Source organism: Pseudomonas sp. RA_105y_Pfl2_P56, assembly GCF_963970845.1.
GTDB lineage: Bacteria > Pseudomonadota > Gammaproteobacteria > Pseudomonadales > Pseudomonadaceae > Aquipseudomonas > Aquipseudomonas baetica_A.
The window spans coordinates 12,702-36,414 of record NZ_CAXAPL010000029.1; the positions used below are offsets into that span (position 1 = coordinate 12,702).

Below are 23,713 nucleotides of genomic sequence, written 5' to 3' on the forward strand. Positions count from 1 at the left end.
CCTCGACTTAGTGGGCACGGGACAACGGCGGCACAGACTTTTTATTTCCTGAGAACCGTGGTTTTTCGTCCACCCCGACCGCCTCAGGCTGTAGCCCTTGTGGGGCCTGGCTTTGAGGAGCTTTTGCCAAGTCCGACCGAGTACCGACCACCACCCGACCAGACCCCGACCGTTCTTCCTGATGCCCCGACCGAGCGGATTTATTGTCCAGTTCGGTCGCATCGATCAGCCCCATTAGGTGCGCCTGGTCGCGGCCGTCGCCGTCATACGTCAGGCGGTATTCGTGGGTCAAACCCTTGCGGTACAGCTGTAAATACTCCAGCTCGACCAAGCGGCCCAGGTGGATTTTTAGCTGGGTATCTCCCCAGCCCGACGCCTCGCGCAGCTCCTTGCGGCTAAAACGAAACTCCCCCGGCTTGAGCGTCAGTACCTGGCTTTGATGTTTTACCCAGTTTTGCAACAGCCCAAGCAAACGCCGCGTTTGCGGCGGCAGCTCGTCCAGGGTTCGCCCGAGAATTTCATGGGCCAGCCGGTTGGCTAGCACGATGTCGCCTTGCGTGACTTCGATATAAGCCAGCATCTGCCCCCGGTGCTCGACCTGGTGAACAGGCCGCTGATGCTGATGCAGCAAGGCAATCGCCCGAATCAGCGTCAGGTATTTCATATGGTCGCGCCGGGTGCGGGTTTTATCCGAGAGAAACGTCAGCCGATCGGCGTAAGGATTGACCACCGCGATCCGCTGCAAAAGACGCTGGGCGTTTTGATGCAAGCGGGTAATCGCCTGTTTTTCCGCGTTGGCCAGCAGCCCATCGAGGGTTTGTTTTTGCCGCTGTAACGCGTGGATAGCCTCGGTTTGTTCGCGGCTTTCGTTGATCGTCAGGACCAAACAACGATTAAGTAACTCTTCGTCCACGTCGATGGCCGTGGTGGTCAGCATCAACATGACCGGGCCTTTGACCGTGTATTGCTTGGTCACCAGGTTGCCGGTGGTTTCATCTTTTCCAGTACTGGCAATGCTCAGTTCGCCGTCCGATTGCAGCAGCTTCAACGCGTAAGCCGCCTGGCGCACGCCTTCCTCTTCGGCGATGGCCAAAATCTTGTGTTGCAGATCCGTTTCGCCAAGATAAAAAAGACTCTGGCCGGTCATGGCGCTGTATTGGATGCGTTCTTCTTCGGGGATCAGGTTTAAAACTGCATCCATCAGGCTAGATTTACCCGCCGCGCTCGATGACTGAATTAACACCGCCAGGGGCTGATCGAGCTTTCTGGACACCGCCGCCAAGTACCCGGCTAATAGATTTGAAGATTCGCCGACAACACCGCAACGGGATAAATCGGACTCGATCCGGGCCAGCAGATCCGGGGCGCGCAGCAACGATAACGCCGCCTGCTCGTCTTCGGCGCTCAAAGTCGGCGCGGGATTTTTCGGTGCCAAAGCCGCCTGGATCGCCGCTTCTTGCAAGCCTTCCAACTTGAGCAACAGCAGGCCCAAATCGCGCTTCACCACCTCTTCCACCACGCCCAGTTCCCGGCTGGCCTGCTGCATATAACTGAACCGCGCCTTGGCCGCGTACAGGTCGAAACTGTCCACGTAATACGCGGCTTCGTTGGTATCGCTGACCTCGCGGCGCACCAGTAAATTGACCCGCATCTGCTCCGGACCGAGGTTCTTTTTCCAGCCCCGCACCCGCCAGTGCCGGTCGGCGACGGTCAATAACAGATCGCCCTGGGCGTTTTCAGAAAAGGATTCGACTACGGATTCCGGCTCAACCAGCGAAACCCCGGGAACCGGGGCCAGTGGAGCAACCGATACGACTACAGATTCCGGCTCGGAAACAACGGCGGCTAAAGAAGAAGTGATTTCCACCTCAACCAGCGCGCCCTTGCCCTGCCACACCGCTTGGCGCACCAACTCCCCCAGCGCCTGGCCCGGGTTTTCCACCTGCAAGGCAAACGCGTTGGCGTCCATGCCCTGCGGGAACAACAACCGGAACACTTCGATACCCACCGAGCGCAGTTCCTCGGCCAGTTTGTCCGCCGCCTTATCGCCGGCTTCATCGCGGTCAAACGCGATGATCACCCGCTGCGTGCCGTGCTGTTTCAAGGCCTGCCAGTGATCCTGGGTAAATCCATTGACCCCGTAAGCGCTGATCACGTTACGCAACCCGGCACACCAAAACGTCATACCGTCGATCAGTGATTCACACAAAATCACTTCCGAGCTGGTCAGCAATGCCGCCTCGTTCCACACCCCGCGCAACGGCGTGGCCAAGTACAAATGCCGGGGCTGATTGGCGGGGATTTTATTGTTCGGCTGCATCCGCCGCCCGTACACCTGCATCACCCGCCCGGCCTGTTCGCCCGAGTCCAAACCCAGCACCGGAACCACCAGGCAGCCGTTCAAATGTTCGTGCCCGGTGGACCGTAAAACGCCCAAGGTTTGCAACTGCTGCCGCAACGCTTTGCCCGCCTGGGTATGTCCTGGCGGCAAGCGGTAAGTCAGGGTTTTATTGGCGTAACCGAGCTGGAAATGCTCGACCAACTCCGGGTGCTTCAGCCCGCGAGATTCCAGGTAAGCCAAGGCTTCAGGCGATTGTTTCAGGTTCGCGTGGTAGGACTCGGCCACCGACCGTAACAGCGCCGCGTCTTCGACTTCGGACGTGGAAGAGGCCGAAGAACCAGCGGCTAAAGAAGGCAAATGCCGGGCATGACTGCGCGACACCCCGACCTTTTCCGCACTCTCCAAAGGCGCGTCATTGCGCAACAGCTGCACCGCGTGCGGCAACGAAACGCCCTGGGTTTTCATCACCCAATCAATCACCGAGCCAGCGGCCCCGCAGCCGAAACAGTGATAGAGATTTTTCTCCGGCGACACCGACAAGCTGGGGGTGTTTTCCTCGTGAAACACACAACGCATCACCCAGTCCTTGCCCCGCTTCTTCAGCTCGTGGCCCTGCGACTGGATCAGCCGAACCAGCGACACCTCACGCTTGAGGCGTTCCAGTTCGGCGGTGGGGATGCGGGCCATCGAGTTTTCTCCAAAAGGGCGTCAAGGTTCTCTTGTGTCGCATTTTAGATTCTCTTATGCTACCAATGTCAAGCACGATAGATACTGGGGGATAACATCATGGCTACCTTCATCACACGAATAATCACGATGAGCATTGCCCAACGACTGGTATCCCTGCGTAAACAGAAGGGCCTGACACAACAAGCGCTGGCTGATTCGCTCGGCCTGCATATCACCCAGGTCAAACGCTACGAGGCAGGTACTTCACAGCCTTCACTGGAAGCCTTGAAGAAAATGTCGCAAACCCTGCGCGTCACCACGGACTCACTGATTTTTGAGCCGGAGGAATTAGCGCCTGATGAAGATCTGCGCTTGCAGTTCCAAGCGATCAGCAACATGCCCGCCGAGGAACAACGGGTTGTCAGGCAATTATTGGAAGGGATGATTATCAAATATGAGGCTGAACGCTGGTCATCGAAGACCCGCTAAACCTCAAAAGAAGGCGCGGACCGTATGGGCGGCAACCCATACGGCCCGCTAACCACAAGCAGCTAAACAGGAGCTGAATCATGGCTAAGGCCGATCATACGTCACCATCACCGATCACTGAACGCCGGTTGAAAATCGCCGCCGATTTCTACCCGGCCAACGACAAGGACAATGACTACGCCACCGCCCGCCCCGTACCCTGGATCAGGCTACGGGGGCTGTGGCTACGGCAGGCGGGGTTTGAGGTGAACGAGAACGTTAAAGTGCGGGTGATGAAGGGGTGCTTGGTGATTACGGCGGAGTAAGAAAACATCCCCGGCTTGGCCGGGGATATTTTATTCTTCATCCCAGAAATCACCTGGTGGCGCATATTCACCATCTTTCAAAACAACGCACCATCCGAAATCTGTGTAAAACATTTCCAGGTCAATAATCTTGTAAAGATTGGCTTTAATTTCTCTTAAGGTAATCAGGCTATTCGCATAGTGTGTATATTGGCCTCCTCCACCTGCAACAGCTCTTAACTCCAATTCCTTACGATCCCACTCCAATACGACCCCAGATGAAATAGGAACAGTATCTGAAAAAGAAACCTCAAACTCGCTAGAAATCCTGCACAAACAGGGGATGCGTACCTGCCTGAGCAATTGCTCAGTTCTCATATCCGATGGAAATTCAATACTTAAATTCATTTCAACGCACTCCGAGGAACAACAACCTCACCCGTAAAGCTTTTTTCAAAAGTGGTGACAGGACTGAAGTATTGCGTGCCATGAGGGTCACGAATAGCAACAACTGGAATGTTATTTCTAGTTGTGATTCCATCTACCACTACAAAATGAGAGAAATCAGAGCCTCCTGTCTTGTCAGCTATACGCACAACTACAGGAGTCCCACTTGAAGTGTATCTAGTTAAGTCAGCAACATTTCTGTTTCCAAAGGCACTTGCAGGAATACCTTCAGACTTCATCAAGTCAGCAACATTCTGAGTAAATATTCCTTTCTCAGAAGGGGGCAGCCTTTGGACAAGAGTCCCTATATCAACTTTTTTGCCCATGGTGTTCAAAACCATCCCACATGAATTGTGACCACAAGTAGGCACTGGCCCTTGGTTCACAACTAGACGATCACCGTTTCTAGGTATCGAATCAGCAAATAAAGGATTTTTAGGAACAGCACCCGCCGCTTCTCCTACAGCCCCTCCCCCTTTTGCCGCACCCAGCACCTCCTCAGTCTTCCCAACCAATTTGGTACCTGCGCCGATCCCGCCGGTCAGAATGGTCCCAGCGATTTCAGCATGATCACCCAGCATCGTTTTATGGTGAGAGTTCAGCTGATCCGTGTGGTTCGAATCCTGAAAGTCCTGGACGATTCCTAGCTCATCAGAATTTAACCCCCCATTGGCGTCGTAATCCTCCAACGCCAACGTCCCACCTTCTGCAGAGGTCGTTTGACCATTGCATTCAGTGAACCCCTCGCATTTGAACAGCTCAGCACCGCTGGTCTTGGCGCTAAGCTCAGCATAACGATCCTTCACCTGTTGCCGGCAAGCAGCCGGATTTTCGCTAGCTCTGCAACCTTTCAAATCCTTGACGAGGTCGTCAACTTGCTGGTGATTGAGGAAGTTGTACTGTGTGGCGTTGTTGGTAATCCAAGAGGCTAGCTCCATTGACTCTTGATCTGTATCGCCCAGTGCAGTGGCCGACAACACCCCTACAATCTGAGATGCCATCAAGAGCAGATCTTTATCACCACCCACCATCTTATTCAGTTCGGCTACAAGTGCCTCATTCGCGCCAGCCGCCAACGCACCTGTCGCAAAATCTCCGCCGCTCATTTCTGACAACAGGCCGCCAACCGCAGCATGGATGATGATCTTGCTCGCAGAGCCGTCGTCCACAACGCCTTTCGTAAGATCACCCACCAGATTAAAGCTGTACGCGGCAACAGTGTTGAAGAGCGCTGTTTTTAGAATATCGCTGACGCTTGCATCTCCTCCCACTGCTTTGTTGATCAGGCCAGAGGTGCCACCTTGAAGTATTTGACTTCCGGCGAACCTGCTGACGCCTTCCCATGTCGCCAACGACGGCCCGACGAGTTTTCCGTTTGCATCGTAGGAAATACCAGTCAGTTTGCTCAGGTAATCAGCCATCAATCCGGCTGTCAGCCCAGATACAACATAGCCTTTAAATGCCTCCGAAGAAGTTACGTCAGCGAATACAGCACCAAGATTGCCGCCGTTATTGATAAAGCTGGTCGCCGCATTCGTGGACGCTCCAGTTGCCACAGCAGCAAAGGTTGCAGCCCAGAACGTACCCATTCCACTAAAGGCCGTCAAAGCTGCCGGTCCAACTACTGCAGCCATCACAATCGCAATGATCATCTGCGATGCCGGACCAAGACCCGAATTCTCGTACTTGAAGGATTCGTGAATCTCTTTAACGAGCTGCCAATCAACATCCCCCCGCGCCTCGGCATCCTTCAACCACGCCAACTGCGAGTCAGCCTTGACCATCGTGTCAATCGTCTGGCTGACGGATTGCTGATTGACATCCTTGATATCAATCTTCAGCCCATCAACGGCCTTGATCACGATGTTGCCCTTGGCAATCATCTGGGTCTGGCGCAGGGTTTCGTCGGTATTGCCACGGCCTTTGGCTGACACCCACGCGGCGTTGTTGTTGGTCTTGGTATGGCTCTCATCATGCAGATCCTTCACCCCCTCAAAGGTGATGGCGCCGCCGCTGTCGAGAACGATGTCCTTGCCGCTGTCGAGCTTGGCCACTTGATAGAGCTGGTCACCCTTGCTGACGAGCGAAAGGTTGCCACCGGTCTTGATCTCGCTACCCACGTGGGTGACCTGGGTGACTTCGTCGCGCTTGAGTTTCAGGCTGCCGAAGCCGCCCTTCTCTTTCATGTCATAGAGGGTGTAGTCCTTGTTCTGCGCGGCCAGCAGGTTCAAATCATTGCCGGCGTAGACGTAGGCTTCATTGCCTGCGCTGATCTTGCTTGCGACCAGCGTGGTGTCGCGTCCGGAACTGGTTTTCACGTCGCCGCCCGCGATGAACTCGGCGGCGTTCTGGACGGTGTGGTTGTCTTCTTCGTGGACGCGTTTCTTGCCGTCCTTGCTGTGGGTTTCGACGTTGTTTTCGTCGCCGGCCGAGGACATGTAAATGTCGCGCTTGGCGTCAACGTTGAGGTTACCTTTGGCTTCGGCGGTGCTGGCGACGACGTTGATGTCGCGGCCGGCGTCGAGCTTCAAGTTGCCGCCGCTTTTCACCGTTGACGCAAGGTTTTCCACGGTGGTGGTGACGACCGAGCGATGGCCGCCATTGAACACTTCGTGGAGTTCGTTTTCGTTGCGCGTCGCCAGCAAGTTGATGTCACGGGTGGCGCTCAGGCTGGCGTCGCCGCCGCTGCTGATGGATGACGAGTTGACCAGATCCTGGCCGGACTTGATGGTCAGGCTGTCGCGCGCGGTGATGTTGCCGCCGTCATCGACCAGCGTGCGCATCCCGTTGCCGTCACGCACAGCGACAGCGGTTCGATCGTTGACGATGTCGCCCTTGAGGCTGGTGAGGCTGACCTGATTGCCGCGAATCTCGCCGGCCAAGGCATTGCGAATGCTGTCGGTGGCCATGAGCGTGATGCGCTCGTTGGCTTCGACCAGACCACCCTGATAGAGGCTACCCTTGACGTCGACGGAGACGTCTTTGGTAGCGCTCAAGGTGCCGACATTGACCAGGTCATTGCCGGCGAGCAGTTCCAGATCGCGGCCCTGAATCAGGCTGCCGCCGCGCACGTTGCGCGATTCGGCCTGTGCCAGATAGAGCACCGGCACCAGCACTTTCTGGCCGTCGACGATGCGTTCTTCCATCCAGACGATGTCGTGGGTCAGTGCGGCAACCTGCGCGGAGGTCAGGCTGACGCCGACCGACAGGTTCAGTTCGTTCTTGCTGGCGAGCGCGTTATCCATCAGATAACGGAATTGCTCGTAGTCGTTTTCCAGGCCGCCAGCGAGGAAACGCTGGCCCGTCTGGGCCATGACTGCGTCGCTGATCAAGCGCGATTCGTAGCGACCGTCGCCGAGGCGACGAGCTGCTTCATCTGTGCTGAAGTTGAGTTTGCCGAGCAGATAGTCGGAACTCATGAACGCCGCGGTCTGGGTCAGCTCCGGGTTGGTTTCGATCAGGTAACGGCTCTGCGGATTCGTGCTCTGCACGAACATGCCATATGGGCCTTTCGGCAGACGGAACGTCGAGGAAGCCGTCGGATCGACCGCCGCAAAAGGTACACCCTTAAAGTCGACCGGGACGAAGCTGATCTGCTTCACGCCGTCGGCATCGACACGTTCGATGCGGGTTACATTTTTCGCTGCCTGGGTGCTGGCGTCAGTGCTGTGCTTACCCAGATTGATGTTGATACCACCGACCACGGAGGTCTGATCGCTGGACAATAACCCGGTCAGTTGCCCATAGGTGTTTTCGTACAGCGTACCGTTCTGAATGCTGTTGGTGACATCCAGTTTGACTTTGCCACCAGCCTGAAGCACCGCCGAGTAGACATTGTTGCCGTTTTCATTCCAGGTGGTGACGTCGCTGGTCTGAGCGAATCGGGAGTCGCTGGAGCGACTGACCAATTCTTCGAAACGTGCCTCGTCGAAATCGCCTGCCGCTGTGGCGGCATTGAACGCCGGGATGTCCATGAACTCCATCTGATCCCAGAGGCTGTTATCGATGTGTCCCGGCGTGCCGATCTGCACCACCCGATGGCCCGAGCGCGAGACCGCTCCCTGATTCAACAGGCTGTCGGCAGTCACCGTCAGGTCGCCGTTGGCCGCCAGCAGGCTGTAGCGGTTTTCCACTTGATTGGCGTGGATGTTGAAGTTTTTTCCGGCGACGAATCGTGCCGCGCGCGAGTCCTTGAGGACTTGATCGTTGAAGTCAGTGGTAATGGTGATATAGCCGCGTTTCCAGCCGTCATGGCCACCGCAATGCTGGGCGCACACCCAGCTCAAGCTGCCAGATGATTGCCCCGAGGTCATCTCGAATTCTGCCTTGGCGTTTTCCACCGAGACAGCATTGATGTCGATATCACCCTCACCTTCGACGGTGCCCGACAGGTTGCTGAACAACGCGGCACGACCGCCGCCCACAGCGTCGAAGCTCAGGTTGCCGCGGCTGTAGATGTCACCGTAGAAATTGTTGAGGCTGTTGCCGTGCAGCTTCATCGTGCCGCCGCTGAACAGCAGGGTGTCGGCGTCGTTGTAGATGCCGTTGGCAGCGGTGAACTCAAGATTGCCTTGGGCGCCGAGGGTGCCTTTGTTGTTGATGCGTGCTGCCGTCACCGTGAGGTTCTGGTTGGCGATCAGACGACCGAGGTTGTCGAGCGTGCCGCGCAGGGTCAGTGCGGTATCGCCCCCGCTGACCAGTCGCCCGTCCTGTTGAATCAAGTCGTTGGCGCTGATGGTGAGCTTCTTTTGCGCCGATACCCGACCACTGTTGAGCAGATTGCCCGTCAGGGTCAGCGTCAGATCGCCGTCGCTGAGCAGTTGTCCGGCGTTGGTCAGGTTGGCGACCTGAAGGCTCATTGCCGAAGCACTGGCGATGCGGTCACTGGCATTGAGGTTCAGATCCTGAGCGCTGGTGTAGGTCAGGCCGCCGTTGAGTTGCCAGGTGCCGACACCATTGACCGAACCGACATCCCACACGCCTTTGCCCAGTCCGGTGAGGCTGCCCTGGGTGCCGGCCAGATTGCTCAGATCCAGATCGAAGACACCCTGCGCGGCGTGACGCACGCTGCCGCTGAGGTTATTGAGTTGGCCGCCGGCGAGTGTCAGATCCTGGCTGCCGATCTCTATAACGCCGCTCTGGTTGTTCAGGTTGCCGGTCAGTTTGATCTGACTGGAGGCGCCGCCGAGTGCGCGAATCTGGCCGCCGGCACTGTTGTTCAACTGGCCGCTGGCGAGTTGCAGATGGGTCGCCGATTCGATCAGGCCACCCTGGTTGAGAATCTGGCTGACCGCTTCGAGCGCCAATCGATTGCCGCTGATCTCGCCGCCGGTGTTGTCCAGACTGTCGCCAACGAATACCAACTGATCCTTGGCGAACATCTTGCCGGCCCGGTTGGTCAGGCGAGTGACGGTCAATTTCAGATCACCCAACAGGCTGGAGATCAATCCGGCCTTGCCGTTAACCGCGCTGTTATCGAGGTCGGCGCTGGTGATCTCCAATGTGTCGGCTTGCAGCGTGCCGCCCTGGTTCTGAAGGGTTCCGCTACCCAGAGCCAGTTCGGCATGACTGCCATTGGCGAAGATCACGCCTTGCTGGTTCAGCAGGGTTTTGCCGGTAATTTTCAGGCCATCACTGCCCGCGATGATCTGGCCGGCAGCGTTGTTGTTGATCGAAATGCTGGTGATGTCCAGTCGCTTGCCGCGCAGGGTGCCGCCACGGTTATCCAGCTCGGTGAGCTGATCGAGCAGCAGACGCTGTTCAGCGGCATCGACCACGCCAGTGACGTTGCTGAAGACACCACTGATTTTCAGTGCGACATCACCGCCGTTGCCGACAATGCCACCGTTGTCATTGTTGTTCAGTTGCGTGGCAGTCACGTCGATGGCTTGGCCAAGCAGGACGCCGGCGCTGTTGTCGACGGCATCACTTTCGATGTGCAGGTCGGCATCGCTCTGGATCCGGCCTTTGACGTTGAGCAGTTGCGACTGGCCAGGAGCAGCTCGTTTGAGGATCAACCGCGCACCGTCAACACCTGCTGCCAACAGACCGTTATCGCTGTTATCGAGGCTGGCCGCGTGCAGGTCCAGACCATCACTGATCATGCGCCCGCCACGGTTGTCGACGTGGCCGTTTTCAGCCATCACCAGCAATTGCTGTGCGGCGACGACACCGCCACGGTTATCGAGCGAAGCGGCATGAATAGCCACATCACCCTGGCTGGCTTGCAACCGACCCAACGCGTTGTTCAGGTGCTGCTGGACCATCAGCGTAAGCTTGCCGCTTTGCGCGCTGAGGGTGCCGTCGTTGTTGCCGGTGAGGTTGGCCAGTTGCGCGTCAACTACGCCGCCCAGCAATTTGCCGGCCGAGTTCTGCAAATCGCGAGCGGTAACGTTCAGGCGATCATTGCCCTGAATCAGCCCCTGACTGTTGTCCAGGTCTTCGCTGGTGACCACGCTGTCATCGGACGAAAGGGTGCCTTGGGTATTGTCGAGTGTGCCGCGACTGTTCACTTCGAGGGTTTGGCCGATCAGGCTGGCATTACGATTATTGATGCTCTGAGCCGCGACGGTCAGGCGACCCGATGCCTGAATTTTGCCGTCGTGGTTATCCAGATCCTGCTCCAGTGTCAGCTCGGCAGCACCGTTTTCAGCACTGACGACACCTTTTTCGCTGTTATCCAGTCGTGCGGCAGTGACCAGAATCCGGTCAGCCGCGAGCGTTCCGCCATGGTTGAGCAATTCGCCGCCGGACACCGCCAGCGTGGTCTTCGCCTGGATTTTTCCTTGTGCGTTGTCCAGCCGCTCTCGGGCGACAACCTTGGCATCGCTCTGACCGGCGCCGATCAGACCACGGGTGTTGTCAACTTGCCGGGCATCGATATCCAGGCGTCCGGCAACGATTTTGCCGTCAGCGTTCTGCACATCCCGGGCATTGAGCTTGAGACTGCCGCCAGCGATTTCGATACGGCCCAGACGGTTGTCGAGGCTGTCGACCGACAGCGTCGCGGCCTGACCATCGGCAAAGCGGATCAGGCCCTTGAGATTGACGATGGCCGGCGCGCTGAGTGCCAGACGGGTTTCACCGTAAATACGCGCGTTGACGCCCTGATTGACCAGCCGGGCAGCGCTCACCGTGACGTTTTTCGCCTGGACGATGCCATTCTGGTTATCCAATACACCGGTGGCCGCAGCGCTCAGGGAACGACTGGCCAACAGGCTGCCAGTGTTGCTCACCGCAGCACCATTGACGGTCAGATCACCTGTGGTATTGCGAGTGTTGTCGGCGTTCACCCCGGCTTCGATCACACCACTGTTGGTCAGTTTGCCGCCGCTGCTCAGGCGTACAGAATCGCGGGCGACAAGGCTTTGGCGGTTGACCAGTTGTTCAGCGGTCTGCACCGCCAGTTGCGTTCCAGCGTAAACCGGCCCTTGGGCATCAAGACCTCTGGACTTGATATCAATGGCACTGCTGGCAGTGACTTTGGCCATGCTCAACTGACCGTTGGCATCGATCTGGATGTCACCGGCGCTGGCGGCAAGATCGCCCGCCAGCTTCACACCTACGCCCTGCTCCGTGCCCACCAGTTTGATCGCGCCGGCATACATGCCACCGAGCGCAGAAGAGTCGATGGCCAGTTGCGGCTTGGCGCTGCCATCGTCAGCCCGCGCGGTGGCGTTGAGAGTGTCGGCATTGACGTCATTGCGACCGGTGGTGATGTTCAGGCGTTTGGCATGAATCTGCGCATTGATCCGCGCACTGCGGGTGATGATTTCAAAGCTGTCGACGTTGCTCGCATCCAGACCGGTGCCGTCGATGGACACACCGCCCTGATCCACCTGAAAACGATCCAGTCGACCGTTATCAAGCACCGGTTTGCCGGTGGTCAGGGTCACCCGCGGCGTGTTGATGAACCCACAGCCGTTGCAACTGATGCCGTAAGGGTTGGCGACGATGACACGCGCCGACTGCCCTGCCACTTCGGTGTAACCGCGCAGTTGACTCGGGCTGCCACCGTTGACTTCGTTGAGGATGGTTTGTGCGGCAGCCCCGCGCAAATTCGGGTTGCCTAGAATGATGCCGCCCATTTGCGTCAGTTGTGTGCGCGCCGTGGCGTTGTTGAGGATGACGCCTTCAGCACCGACGTTGTAATCATGAAACTGGTTGTGCGACAGCCCCGTCGCATTGGGCGCGGCGATATTGACGATGGGCACGCCGTTGCCGGCACGATCAAGGGTTGTGCCAGGCGCGTTGACTACGATCCCATCCGCCCGCGCCCAGATCGGTTGCCAGAACATGACGTTTGCCAACAGGAACGCGAGGCCGCGCTTGGGCATGCCCAGAAAGCGTTCGTGGTGTTTTACGACAGCAGAAGGCTGACCGGCCAGGTAGGCCAATTGACGGATGTCCATGTCAGAATCTCGGGGCGGGCGAAAATTAAAGGAAAAAATCCAGGCGGAAATAGATCGGTGCTTCACGCTCGGTCAGCACATCGGGGCGTTCCAGCGAGTGCGCAAACGTCACGCTGGCGGCGACGTGCTCGCCACGGGCGAACAGTTCCAGCGAGTTGCTCGACATGCGCCCGTGCTGATTACCGTTGTAGCGATCGCCGCGGATCACGCCCTGGTCATAACCCAGACTGGTGCCGTATTCAGCGAACACCGGGCGCAACCATTCGGCGGTCACCGGACGTGCCCAGCGCAAATCGTTACGCCAGTAACCGCCGCCGTCGCCCGACAAGGATTGGTCCTTGTAACCACGGATCGACGACGAGCCGCCAAGGCTGGTGCGCTGGGAGCTGAACAGCACGTCTTCGCTGCGCTGGCCGGTCATGAGGCTGCTGAACGTTAAGGACTCGCCCCACACTTTGAAGGGCTGCAAGTAGCTCAGGGTGGCGGTGTATTTGCGGTAGCGCGCGTTCGGTTCGCCGGGGCCTGGATCGTGGCTGCCCTGCGCATCGAATGCGCCGATGCCTTCCTGCATGCCGGCGTCGAAGTTGACGAACGCACTGCCGACACGGCGGCCGTGGTTGAAGCCGAACTGCGCTTCGCTGATGCGGTTGCTGCTCAGCTTGAGCTTGCTGTCTTCGATGTAGGCGTTGGTGCGCAGGTAGGACAAACCGGCGTTGAGCGAGGTCTTGCTGACAGCGTCGCGGTGGATCACTCGCTCGGCGCGGATCTGATGGTTTTCGCTGTCACCGGTCTGCTTGAAGTTGTAGCCGTTGGCGGCGATCTGCGAGCGGTATTCGCTCTGGCTGTAGGTGTAACTGAAGTTCCACCAGCCCCATGGCAGGTTGTAATTGAGCACGGCGTTTCTGGAGGTGTGCTGGTGATCGGTCATCGCATCGTGACCGCCGCGCAGGCTCAACTGATCGGCCAGGCCCAACGGGCTGTCCCAGTCCAACGTCGTGCCCCACTGCTGTTCGCCAGTGCTGCGCTGGCCGTCGTTATTGCGCGACAGCCCGACACGCCAGGGTTTCTGCGGGGTGTTGGTCACCAGCACCGTGCTGCCACCCACGTTCTTGCCTGGCGCCAGTTCCATTTTTGCCTGATTGGACGGCAGGCGATTGAGCTGATCGACCATCTGCTCGATCTCGCGCAGGTTGACCAGTTCGCCCGACTTGCCGGGGAATGCCATGGCCAGTTCGCGCTCCGACAGCTTGCTGTTCTCGGCGCCCTTCATGCCTTCGAGCTTGCCTTCGACCACCAGCACCTTCAGATGGCCGCCGGACAGATCCTGTTGCGGCAGGTACGCGCGGCTGGTGACCAGACCTTTCTCAATGTAATGGTCAGTGATGACTTTGAGCAGCTCGTTGAGCTGTGGCACACCGAGGCATTCGCCGATGTAGGGGTTGAGCAGGCGTGCCTTGTCGCGCTCGGACAGGCTGTCGGCGCCCTTGAGTTCGACATCCTTGATCGGGAAACAACGGGTGTCTGTGGGCGCTGCGGGTTGGGCAGGTTTGGCGTCCTTGCCGGGCAGATCCTTGAGTTCTTCGAGACGCCGCTGCTGCTCTTCGAGCAGACGGTTCTGGCGGTCGCGGATCAGGTCGGTTTCACCGGGTGTGGGGGCAGCAAAAGCGGTTTGGAGCGCGGACAGGCACAGCAAAGCTACGCACAACCTCGCCGCGAGGGCGGGTGGGTACATGTTCGATCCCTCGAGACGGAAAGTGATATCAAAATAGTGGCGAGATGTTAGATGGCCATCATTTTGACGTCAAACATAAGTTGAAACAATTTTTCGGAGCTTGTCGCCGATCTGTCGGATTCGATAATCGAGCACTTGCGTACAAGTCCCCCTTGAGCTTTACGCCGATAGTGAACGCTGCCATCACGGCATCCATTCGCCACGTAAGGAGTTCCCATGAGCACATTCACCACGCAAGACGGCACCGCGATCTATTACAAGGACTGGGGCAGCGGCAAGCCCGTGCTGTTCAGCCACGGCTGGCCGCTGGATGCCGACATGTGGGAATACCAGATGGAATACCTGAGCAGCCGCGGCTACCGCACCATCGCCTTCGACCGCCGCGGTTTTGGCCGCTCGGATCAGCCATGGACCGGTTACGACTACGACACCTTCGCCGATGACATCGCGCAATTGATCAATCACCTCGATCTGCGTGAAGTCACGCTGGTGGGCTTCTCCATGGGCGGTGGCGATGTCAGCCGCTACATCGCCCGTCACGGCAGCGAGCGGGTTGCCGGCCTGGTGCTGCTGGGCGCGGTGACGCCGCTGTTCGGCCAGAAAGCCGATTTCCCGCAGGGCGTCGACAAGTCGGTATTTGACGGTATCAAGGCGGGCCTGCTGCAAGATCGCGCGCAGTTCATCGCCGATTTCGCCGCACCGTTCTATGGCACCAATCAAGGTCAGAACGTCTCTGACGGCGTGCTCACGCAAACCCTGAATGTCGCCCTGCTGGCCTCGCTCAAAGGCACCCTGGATTGCGTCACGGCATTCTCGGAAACCGACTTCCGTCCAGACATGGCCAAGATCGATGTACCGACCTTGGTGATCCATGGCGACGGTGATCAGATCGTGCCATTCGACATCACCGGCAAACAGTCTGCCGCGCAAATCAAGGGTGCCGAACTGAAGGTCTACGAGGGTGCGCCGCATGGCTTTGCGGTGACTCATGCGCAAGCGTTGAACGAGGATTTGTTGGCGTTCCTGGGCCGCTGAGAGCCGGCCCGTCTGCCTTTCGCCAAGGCATAAAAAAGCCCGCCAGACTTTTGCCTGGCGGGCTTTCAGTTGATCAGCGAGCGCTGAGTTCGATCCACTGCGGCTCAGTCGCTTCCATCTGGCGTTTAGCACGGTACGTCAACGCCGACATCACTATGAAACCAAGCAGTATCAGGACCGGATACGCCATCAACAATTCAGAAAGAGAGTACTTCCAGGCCAGCGGACGCCCGACCCCCAGCATGGCGGCATACATCCAGGACACTGCCGAGAGCGAGCCGCAGAACAGTGCGAGCATTCTTGCGCTGAACCCGAGATGGAGCAGCGAGCCTGCCTTCTGCAGCGCCGGCAGCACCAGGCGATGCAACAAGACGCCGTTGTAACTCAACATCACAACGATGATCACTTTGGCTTGCAGCTTTGGATTCATAAAGTAATCCATGCCTTTATCCAGATAATCGATACCGACGACCGCCGTACCGGTCAGCCACAAGCCTATGAGGGCAACCACCACCGACTTCTGCAGTTTCTCCATATGAGCATTGTCATGTTCAGAGGATATTTTTTGTTTTAACAGGTCACTCACCATCGCAACATCACTGGTCAACACAAGCCCCATTGCCACACAACACGCCACCAAATGAACATATATGACACCCAGGCGCAGAAACTCCATGAATTCTTTTTGCTCAAACAGGCTCATCATTGTATTTATTGTCACGATCATACTCTCCAACTTAATCAGCTGTTCAGGTCAGCCACAAAACAGACTAAATTCTGCCAATAACTTTCTAACTTCGCTCACACCAAACCCTTAGAATCGGCGGCATCAATCACCTATTCACTCAACTTACGCACCAATAGAACAACAACTATGCATCCTGAATTTCAGATAAAAAACCCCCATTTGCACTGAATGTACATGAGGTTCGGAGTCCACTTATTTTCTGCGATTGCAGCGGCCGCCAAGGGTGACGTCCTGAATAATCTGAGGTTCATAATGCTTGAATGTTCAATTTTCGGGCGAACTACCGACAAACGGCAGCATCACTTAACGACTCATTAATCAACAACTTCCCTGCAATGCCCACGCCAGCTAGCCTGCTTTATTCACACGCAACTTCTCAGGTTTTATTGGATCCATTCAGTGTTAACTTGACGAGACAATATCAATAGCGAGACATTCCCATTTACAACACTAACCCAATGAAATTGGTCATACTTTTGAAGCACGCAAATGAGCAATTTACAGCTATAAAAACGCCCCGATCCTGGCGGGGCGCTCTTATTACATGAATGAATCAAACCACGCCGATAAAGTCACTCGCTGTCAGCGCAACATGCCCGACCAGATCGATCTGGAAGTCAGCACCGTTGCCATTGTTGACATTGCCCTCCACATAAGTGTGATCAACACCGCTGACACTGACGTAGTGGTATTTCAATTGCGCCTGGTTGTTGAACTCACTGCCCGCGCCATTCCACTCACCGAGGAACGTGAAATCCTGGTTTCCACCAGATCCGCCGCCGGAGGTACGCGCATCTATTTGTGACAGGTCGATGTGATCCTCTCCCTGGGTAAAGTCGGTAATGACGTCTCGACTCAAGGTGGACGTCCCTGAATCGCCCGTAGAGGTGAACACAAACATGTCGTTACCGGTCCCGCCGGTCAAGGTGTCACGGTTCGCGCCGCCCACCAGGGTGTCGTTGCCACCACCGCCAACGAGCGTGTCGTTACCTCCAAGCCCCATCAGGACGTTGTTTGCGTTATCACCGATCAGGCTGTTGGAGCCGCTGCTGCCTGCAACGCCACCTGTTCGCCACACGCCGCGCCAGTCTGGCCGGTGAAATGGACATCCTGCGTGAGTCACTCAATTCCGCCGACGCCCAGGTCAAAGGATTGCAACGCGTCTACAACGCCCGCTCATCACAGATCGGTTTCCTCAATCAGGAACTGGTGGGCGTGCGCCAACTCGCCGCCGAAGGCTATGTACCGCGCAATCGCATGCTGGAACTGGAGCGCACCGGTTCCGACCTGAACGCCTCACAGGCCGATAACCTGAACAACATCGCCCGCGCTCGAGGCCAGGCCGCCGACATCAAGTTGCGCATCATTCAGCGCGAGTACGACTACCGCAAAGAAGTGCAGTCGCTGCTGGCCGATGTGCAGAAGGAGAACAGCGCCCTCACCGATCGCTTGCAAGCCTTGGATTATCAAGTGCAACACACGGTCATTCGCTCGCCCATCGACGGCGTGGTTCAGGGCCTGAACGTGTCGACGGTCGGCGGGGTGATTGCGTCAGGCTTCAAGATCATGGAAATCGTCCCCGCCCATGAGCCGCTGCAAATCGACGCGATGATTCCGGTGCAAGCCATCGACCGCATGAACCCGGGGCTGCCGGTGATGATTTCGTTTCCCGCGTTCAACCATGTGCAGACGCCCAACATCCCGGGGAAGGTGCTGACCATTTCTGCCGACCGCTTGATGAGCGAAGACAACAAACAACCCTATTACCTGGCGCAGATCGAAGTGACGGAGGCCGGGATGGCCATGCTGGGCAGCAATCACATTCGTGCGGGCATGCCCGCCTCGGTGACCATCAAGACCGGCGAGCGCAATATGCTGAGTTACCTGCTCAAGCCATTGCTCGACCGCGTCAATAGCGCATTCAAGGAGCAATGAAGTGGACGGCATCGGGCGGGTGATCGGGGTTGCTGCGCTGCTAGGACTGGCGCAATCGGCAACGGCACTGGACCTGCGCGAGTCGTGGAATCTGATGCAGTTTCAGGGCCCGACCTTCCTGTCTGCCGGTCACGAAAGGGATGCCGCCCAGGAAAACCGCGCCATCGGCAAATCCGGCCTGCTGCCGAAAATCGGCATCACCGCGTTCGACAACCACATCAACGGCACGCAAAAACAGCCGGACTTTTACGGCAACAGCCACACCAACGATCTGAACTACGCCTCGCGCGGTGCCACCCTGCAACTGCGCCAGCCACTGTTCAACAAACAGAAAATGGCCGAGTACCGCCAGGGCCAGTATCAGGCCGACTATGGCAACGCGGTGTTCGACAGCAAGGCACAGGATTCGGCGGTGCGCCTGGCCGGGCGTTACTTCGACGTGCTGCTGGCCCATGAAACCGCCAAACTGGCCAATGCCAAACTCAGCGCACTGAATGAGCAAGTGGCCTCGACTCAGCGCCGACGGCAGTTGGGGGACGGCACCGTGACCGATGTCGATGACGCGGTGGCCAGACGTGATCTCGCTCAGGCCGAACTGATCGAGGCCGAGGACAGCCTGGTCGTCGCCAGGCGCCAGTTGCAAGAGTACGTCGGTGAAGCACCCGACCAGATCGCCACATTGCAGGAGACCTTCCCCACCCCGCCGCTGCAGCCGGACAACCTGCAGGCGTGGATCATCCGCGCCGGCACCGACAACCCGTCGATCCGCGCCCGGCGCTTGAACGTCAACACCGCCGATGAAGAAGTGGCCAAAGCCAAGGCCGGTCACTGGCCAACCCTCGATCTGGTGCTGGGCTACACCGCCGCCGACAGCGAAACCCTGTCCACCCAGAATCAGCGCAACCGCTACACCTCGGCCGGAGTAGAGCTCAACATTCCGCTGTACAGCGGCGGATACGTCAGTGCCCGGGCCCGGCAAAGCGTCGCCACGCGAGACCAGGCGCAAGAGGATCTGAATGCAACACGCGAAGAAATCATCTCCGGCACAACCCGGGAATTTCGCGGTGTGCAAAGCGGTGAAGCGCGCATTCATGCATTGGAAAAAGCCGTCAGCTCCAGCGAGCGCTCGCTGCTGTCGTCAAAGAAAGGCTTCCTGGCAGGCAGCAGCACCAACATCGACATTCTCAACGCCCAGGAACAGATTTTCACCGCTCGTCGCGACCTGTTCGAAGCCAAGCTGCGCTACCTGCTGGCCAAGCTGCGTCTGGCGGCTGACGTCGGCGCATTGGGCGACGACGACATCGAAAGCGCCAACGCCTACCTGGGGCCTCGGCTGTCGTTCTGAACAACCCACGCCAGCCCCGCCGCCCTCTGTTTTCGGCTGGCCCACGGTCAGGCGTGGCACGAGCGCTTGAGCCAACACCCCGGCTATCGACTGCGTGGTCGAAACGGTACGCCGTGACGAAAAGGGGTCAATCACTCCCCCGCACGTACCACACCGCGCTCCTCCAACAAGCGTACAAACATACTCAAACTGCGCAACACCGTGCCCCGTCGCCACACCAGCCAAGTGGTCAGGTAGCGAAAATCCGCCGCCAGCGGCCAGACACTGACCGTCGCGCTACCGGGCATGCTTTGCAGCATTTTGCGCGGCATCAGGGCCAGGCCGGCGCCGGCGCTGACGCAGGCGAGCATGCCGTGATAGGACTCCATCTCGAAGATCTTGCCGGGCACGGCAGCGTCGGTGCTGAACCATTTTTCGAAGTGATGGCGATAGGAGCAGTTGGATCGGAAGGCATAGATGTTCTCGCCATTCACATCCGCTGCGCGTTCGACCGGGGGGTGATTGAGCGGCGCAATGATGACCATTTCTTCCTCGAACGCGGGCACACCCTCCAGCGCGGGATGCAACACAGGGCCGTCGACAAAAGCGGCGGCGAGTCGACCGGACAGCACGCCTTCAATCATCGTCCCGGACGGGCCGGTGGACAGGTCCAGGTCGACTTTCGGATGAAGCTGGTTGTAGGCCGCGAGCAGTTCGGGGATTCGTACGGCGGCGGTGCTTTCCAGTGAGCCCAAGGGGAAAGCGCCCTGCGGTTCCTCACCGGCGACGGTGGCCCGTGCCTCTTGAACCAAATCAAGAATGCGCCGCGCATATTCGAGAAAACTCCACCCGGCCGGTGACAGGCGCAAGCGGCTTTTCTCGCGAATGAACAGATCAACGCCCAGATCCTGCTCAAGCTGCTTGATCCGCGTGGTCAGGTTCGACGGCACGCGATGAATCTGCGCAGCGGCGGCGCTGATGCTGCCGTGTTCGGCAACGGCTTTGAAGATTTCCAGCTGCACCAGATCCACAGTCATTCTCCAATCGTGAAAGAAACGATCTTTATTATTCAGTTTCCAGAAAACAAACACCACCCTACTCTAGGCCCATCCACTGAACACGCAGGACAACGCCATGAGCCAGATTTCCAGCCAGACCCACGCTATCTCGATCAACCCCGCCACCGGCGAGCAGATCGGCCATTACGCCTTTGAGTCCGCAGAAGCACTCGACGCCGCACTGACCCGCGCCGCTTACGGCTTCGGCAAGTGGAAACGCAAGCCACTGCAAGATCGCTCTCGCGCCCTGACCGCCCTGGCCGCTGCGCTGCGTGAAGGCGCCGAAGCCATGGCGACCATGATCACCCTGGAAATGGGCAAGCCTATCGCCCAGGCCCGCGGTGAAATTGAAAAATGCGCCAAACTCTGCGAGTGGTACGCCGAACACGGCCCGGCCATGCTCGACGCTGAACCGACCCAGGTAGAAGGCGGCAAAGCGCGTATCGAATATCGCCCGCTCGGCCCGATCCTGGCGGTGATGCCATGGAACTTCCCGATCTGGCAAGTGCTGCGCGGCGCGGTACCGGCGCTGATCGCCGGCAACACTTATGTGCTCAAACATGCGCCGAACGTGATGGGCAGCGCCTATCTGTTGCGCGACGCTTTCACCCGTGCCGGATTTGCCGACGGCGTGTTTGAAGTGATCAACGTCACCCCCGAAGGCGTTTCCACCGCCATCGCCGACCCACGCATTGCCGCCGTCACCCTGACCGGCAGCGTCCGCGCCGGCATGGCCATCGGTGCTCAGGCCGGGGCCGCGTTGAAAAAATGCGTACTGGAACTGGGCGGCTCCGACCCGTTCATCGTGCTCAACGATGCGGATCTGGACGAAGCCGTACAAGCCGCCGTCATCGGTCGCTACCAGAACTCCGGCCAGATCTGCGCCGCCGCCAAACGGCTGATCATCGAAGAAGGCGTCGTTGAAGAATTCACCCGCAAATTCGTCGAAGCCACACGCACGTTGAAGGTGGGCGATCCGTTGGCGGCTGACACGTACATCGGCCCGATGGCGCGTTTCGATCTGCGCGACGAACTGGATCAACAAGTACGCGACACTCTCGAAGAAGGCGCGACGTTGCTGCTGGGCGGCGGCAAGTCTGAGGGTGTGGGCAACTATTACCAGCCCACCGTGCTGGCGGATGTCACCGACCGCATGACCTCGTTCAAACAGGAACTGTTCGGCCCGGTCGCCTCGATCATCACCGCCCGCGATTGTGCCCACGCCGTCGCTTTGGCGAACGACAGCGAGTTCGGCCTGACCGCTACGATCTACACCGCCAACGTACAACTGGCCCAGCAACTGACCAGCGAACTGGACACCGGCGGCGTGTTCATCAACGGTTACTCCGCCAGTGATCCACGCGTGACCTTCGGCGGCGTGAAGAAGAGTGGTTTCGGTCGCGAGCTGTCGCACTTCGGCGTGCGCGAGTTCTGCAATGCGCAGACCGTGTGGCTGGATCGCAAATAACCCGCCCCCTGCGCCGCAGTAACCTGTGGGAGCGGGTTTGCTCGCGAAGAGGCCGGTAAAGTCAGCGTAATACGTTGCTATTACGCCGACTCGCGCACCAGCAACACCCGCGTCACTCGCCGTTCCTCAACAGCCTTGACGGTCATCTGCCAGCCTTCATATTCCAGGCGATCACCAATCATCGGCAGCCGATCCAGCAAGCTCATCACCAAACCGGCAACCGTCTGATAATCCTCGGTCGGTTCGGCACCGAAACCGGTGCGCTGGCGCACGCGCGCCAGGTTCAATGCACCACTGACGATGAAGCCACCCTGCTCTTCCACCACATCTGGCCCTTCGACTTCGCTGGCATCAGGCAGCTCGCCGGCAATCGACTCGAGAATGTCGGTCATGGTCAACACCCCCACAAAATCGCCGAATTCGTTGACCACAAAGGCAATGTGGGTCGACGCGGCGCGCATCTGTTCCAGCGCATTGAGGATCGAATAGCTGTCGAGCAGGTTGATGGTCTTGCGCGCCAGGTGTTCCAGGTTTGGCTCAGTACCGGCCAGGTACTCCTTGAGCAGTTCCTTCTTGTGCACGAAGCCCAGCGGCTCATCCACCACGCCGTCGCGGATCAGCGGCAGGCGCGAGTAGGACGAGTGCATCAACTTCGTGCGAATCGCATCGGCATCGTCGGCCAAATCAATGGTGTCAACGTCGGCGCGCACGGTCATCAGGCCACGGATCGGCCGTTCGGCCAATTGCAGCACGCCGCTGATCATCACCCGTTCACGTCGGTCGAACAGCTCGGCGCCTGGTGCGTCGCCATCGTCCAGCAGGTCAGAGATTTCCTCGCCGACCTCCTCCACCGCCAATTTACGTCCACCCAGCAAACGCAATACCGCATGCGCGGTGCGCTCACGCATCGGACGCAGCCCCTGCATCGAACGCTTGCGGCGAGCCCGTGCGATCTGGTTGAACACCTCGATCAGGATCGAGAAACCAATGGCGGCGTAGAGGTAGCCTTTCGGGATGTGGAAGCCCAGACCTTCAGCGGTCAAGGCAAAACCGATCATCATCAGAAAGCCCAGACACAGCATGATCACCGTCGGGTGTGCGTTGACGAAGCGTGTCAGCGGCTTGCTCGCAACAATCATCAGGCCGATGGAAATGATCACCGCGATCATCATCACCGCCAGCTCATCGACCATGCCCACCGCGGTAATCACCGCGTCCAGAGAGAACACCGCGTCGAGCACGACGATCTGCGCAACGATCGGCCAGAACAGCGCATAAGCAGTATTCGTCGAACGTTCGCCGACATGGCCTTCAAGACGCTCGTGCAACTCCATCGTGGCTTTGAACAACAGGAACACGCCACCGAACAGCATGATCAAGTCACGGCCGGAGAAGCTCTTGTCAAACACCTCGAACAACGGCTGCGTGAGCGTGACCAGCCAGGAAATACTCGCCAGCAAGCCCAGGCGCATGATCAACGCCAACGACAGACCAATAATGCGTGCACGATCACGCTGATGCGGCGGCAGTTTGTCCGCAAGGATTGCGATGAACACCAGGTTGTCGATACCCAGCACCAGTTCCAGCACGATCAAAGTCAACAAGCCTAACCAGGCCGTGGGATCCGCTAACCATTCCATAAAACGTCTCTGTCTCTCTTCAGTGAATTCAGGCTGCCGGACACGGCAAGGCGCAACGCGAAAGCTCAATGGCTGCGTTATCAACGATAGTCGGGAGTCGGAAGACTGGATACTGCGAGTGCGTCAAGACCG

Annotated in this window: 13 protein-coding genes and 1 pseudogene; 6 read left to right on the top strand and 8 right to left on the bottom strand. The window is 58.2% G+C overall.

The genetic code is table 11. The annotated features are described in order from the left end of the window. Positions 1 to 7: 7 nt before the first annotated feature. Positions 8 to 3,028 (bottom strand): CHC2 zinc finger domain-containing protein, encoded by a 3,021-nt coding sequence (locus AACY11_RS19295; protein ID WP_339495536.1) that lies wholly within the window; start codon positions 3,026 to 3,028, stop codon positions 8 to 10. A gap of 99 nt (positions 3,029 to 3,127) precedes the next feature. Here AACY11_RS19295 and AACY11_RS19300 point away from each other — a divergent pair, with 99 nt between their 5' ends. Next, on the top strand, positions 3,128 to 3,499 hold the full coding sequence (locus AACY11_RS19300; RefSeq protein ID WP_339495537.1) for a helix-turn-helix domain-containing protein: 372 nt from the start codon (positions 3,128 to 3,130) through the stop codon (positions 3,497 to 3,499). An 80-nt stretch (positions 3,500 to 3,579) separates the two neighbouring features. After that, entirely contained in the window at positions 3,580 to 3,804 is a 225-nt protein-coding gene (locus AACY11_RS19305) for a SymE family type I addiction module toxin (RefSeq protein ID WP_339495538.1), read from the top strand. 30 nt (positions 3,805 to 3,834) lie between these two features. On the opposite strand, the gene AACY11_RS19310 is transcribed toward AACY11_RS19305, so the two are convergent. Genes AACY11_RS19310 through AACY11_RS19320 form a run of 3 tightly spaced genes read right to left on the bottom strand, consistent with a single transcriptional unit; the run spans position 3,835 to position 14,373 of the window. Further along, the gene (locus AACY11_RS19310) at positions 3,835 to 4,191 is read right to left on the bottom strand and encodes a hypothetical protein (RefSeq protein WP_339495539.1); all 357 of its coding nucleotides are present in this window, start codon (positions 4,189 to 4,191) and stop codon (positions 3,835 to 3,837) included. Then, positions 4,188 to 12,641, bottom strand: coding sequence for a two-partner secretion domain-containing protein (locus AACY11_RS19315; RefSeq protein WP_339495543.1), 8,454 nt, complete (start codon positions 12,639 to 12,641; stop codon positions 4,188 to 4,190). The genes AACY11_RS19310 and AACY11_RS19315 overlap by 4 nt, the downstream gene beginning before the upstream one ends. Before the next feature lie 25 nt (positions 12,642 to 12,666). Further along, a complete protein-coding gene (locus AACY11_RS19320) occupies positions 12,667 to 14,373 on the bottom strand; it encodes a ShlB/FhaC/HecB family hemolysin secretion/activation protein (protein ID WP_339495544.1) in 1,707 nt (568 codons plus the stop codon). Between the two features lie 216 nt (positions 14,374 to 14,589). On the opposite strand from AACY11_RS19320, the gene AACY11_RS19325 reads away from it, so the two are divergent. Continuing rightward, entirely contained in the window at positions 14,590 to 15,408 is an 819-nt protein-coding gene (locus AACY11_RS19325; RefSeq protein ID WP_339434231.1) for an alpha/beta fold hydrolase, read from the top strand. A 73-nt stretch (positions 15,409 to 15,481) separates the two neighbouring features. Here the strand turns inward: AACY11_RS19325 and AACY11_RS19330 are convergent, their stop codons facing one another. After that, positions 15,482 to 16,129 (bottom strand): hypothetical protein, encoded by a 648-nt coding sequence (locus AACY11_RS19330; RefSeq protein WP_221732769.1) that lies wholly within the window; start codon positions 16,127 to 16,129, stop codon positions 15,482 to 15,484. Between the two features lie 580 nt (positions 16,130 to 16,709). Then, positions 16,710 to 17,279, bottom strand: a complete 570-nt coding sequence (locus AACY11_RS19335) for a M10 family metallopeptidase C-terminal domain-containing protein (protein ID WP_445261950.1) — start codon at positions 17,277 to 17,279, stop codon at positions 16,710 to 16,712. Between AACY11_RS19335 and AACY11_RS19340 the strand changes: the two are divergent. Continuing rightward, positions 17,210 to 18,091: pseudogene (locus AACY11_RS19340) on the top strand (HlyD family type I secretion periplasmic adaptor subunit); the annotation flags it as partial. The gene AACY11_RS19335 and the pseudogene AACY11_RS19340 overlap by 70 nt on opposite strands. A gap of 10 nt (positions 18,092 to 18,101) precedes the next feature. Further along, positions 18,102 to 19,436 (top strand): TolC family outer membrane protein, encoded by a 1,335-nt coding sequence (locus tag AACY11_RS19345; RefSeq protein ID WP_339432938.1) that lies wholly within the window; start codon positions 18,102 to 18,104, stop codon positions 19,434 to 19,436. 131 nt (positions 19,437 to 19,567) lie between these two features. Here the strand turns inward: AACY11_RS19345 and ptrR are convergent, their stop codons facing one another. Then, positions 19,568 to 20,446, bottom strand: coding sequence for a putrescine utilization regulator PtrR (gene ptrR, locus AACY11_RS19350; protein WP_339495555.1), 879 nt, complete (start codon positions 20,444 to 20,446; stop codon positions 19,568 to 19,570). 103 nt (positions 20,447 to 20,549) lie between these two features. Here ptrR and AACY11_RS19355 point away from each other — a divergent pair, with 103 nt between their 5' ends. Continuing rightward, positions 20,550 to 21,941: an aldehyde dehydrogenase family protein gene (locus AACY11_RS19355; RefSeq protein WP_339495545.1), complete on the top strand. Its 1,392-nt coding sequence runs from the start codon at positions 20,550 to 20,552 to the stop codon at positions 21,939 to 21,941. A gap of 80 nt (positions 21,942 to 22,021) precedes the next feature. Here AACY11_RS19355 and AACY11_RS19360 read toward each other — a convergent pair whose 3' ends face one another. After that, positions 22,022 to 23,581, bottom strand: a complete 1,560-nt coding sequence (locus tag AACY11_RS19360; RefSeq protein WP_339432935.1) for a TerC family protein — start codon at positions 23,579 to 23,581, stop codon at positions 22,022 to 22,024. Positions 23,582 to 23,713 lie beyond the last annotated feature (132 nt).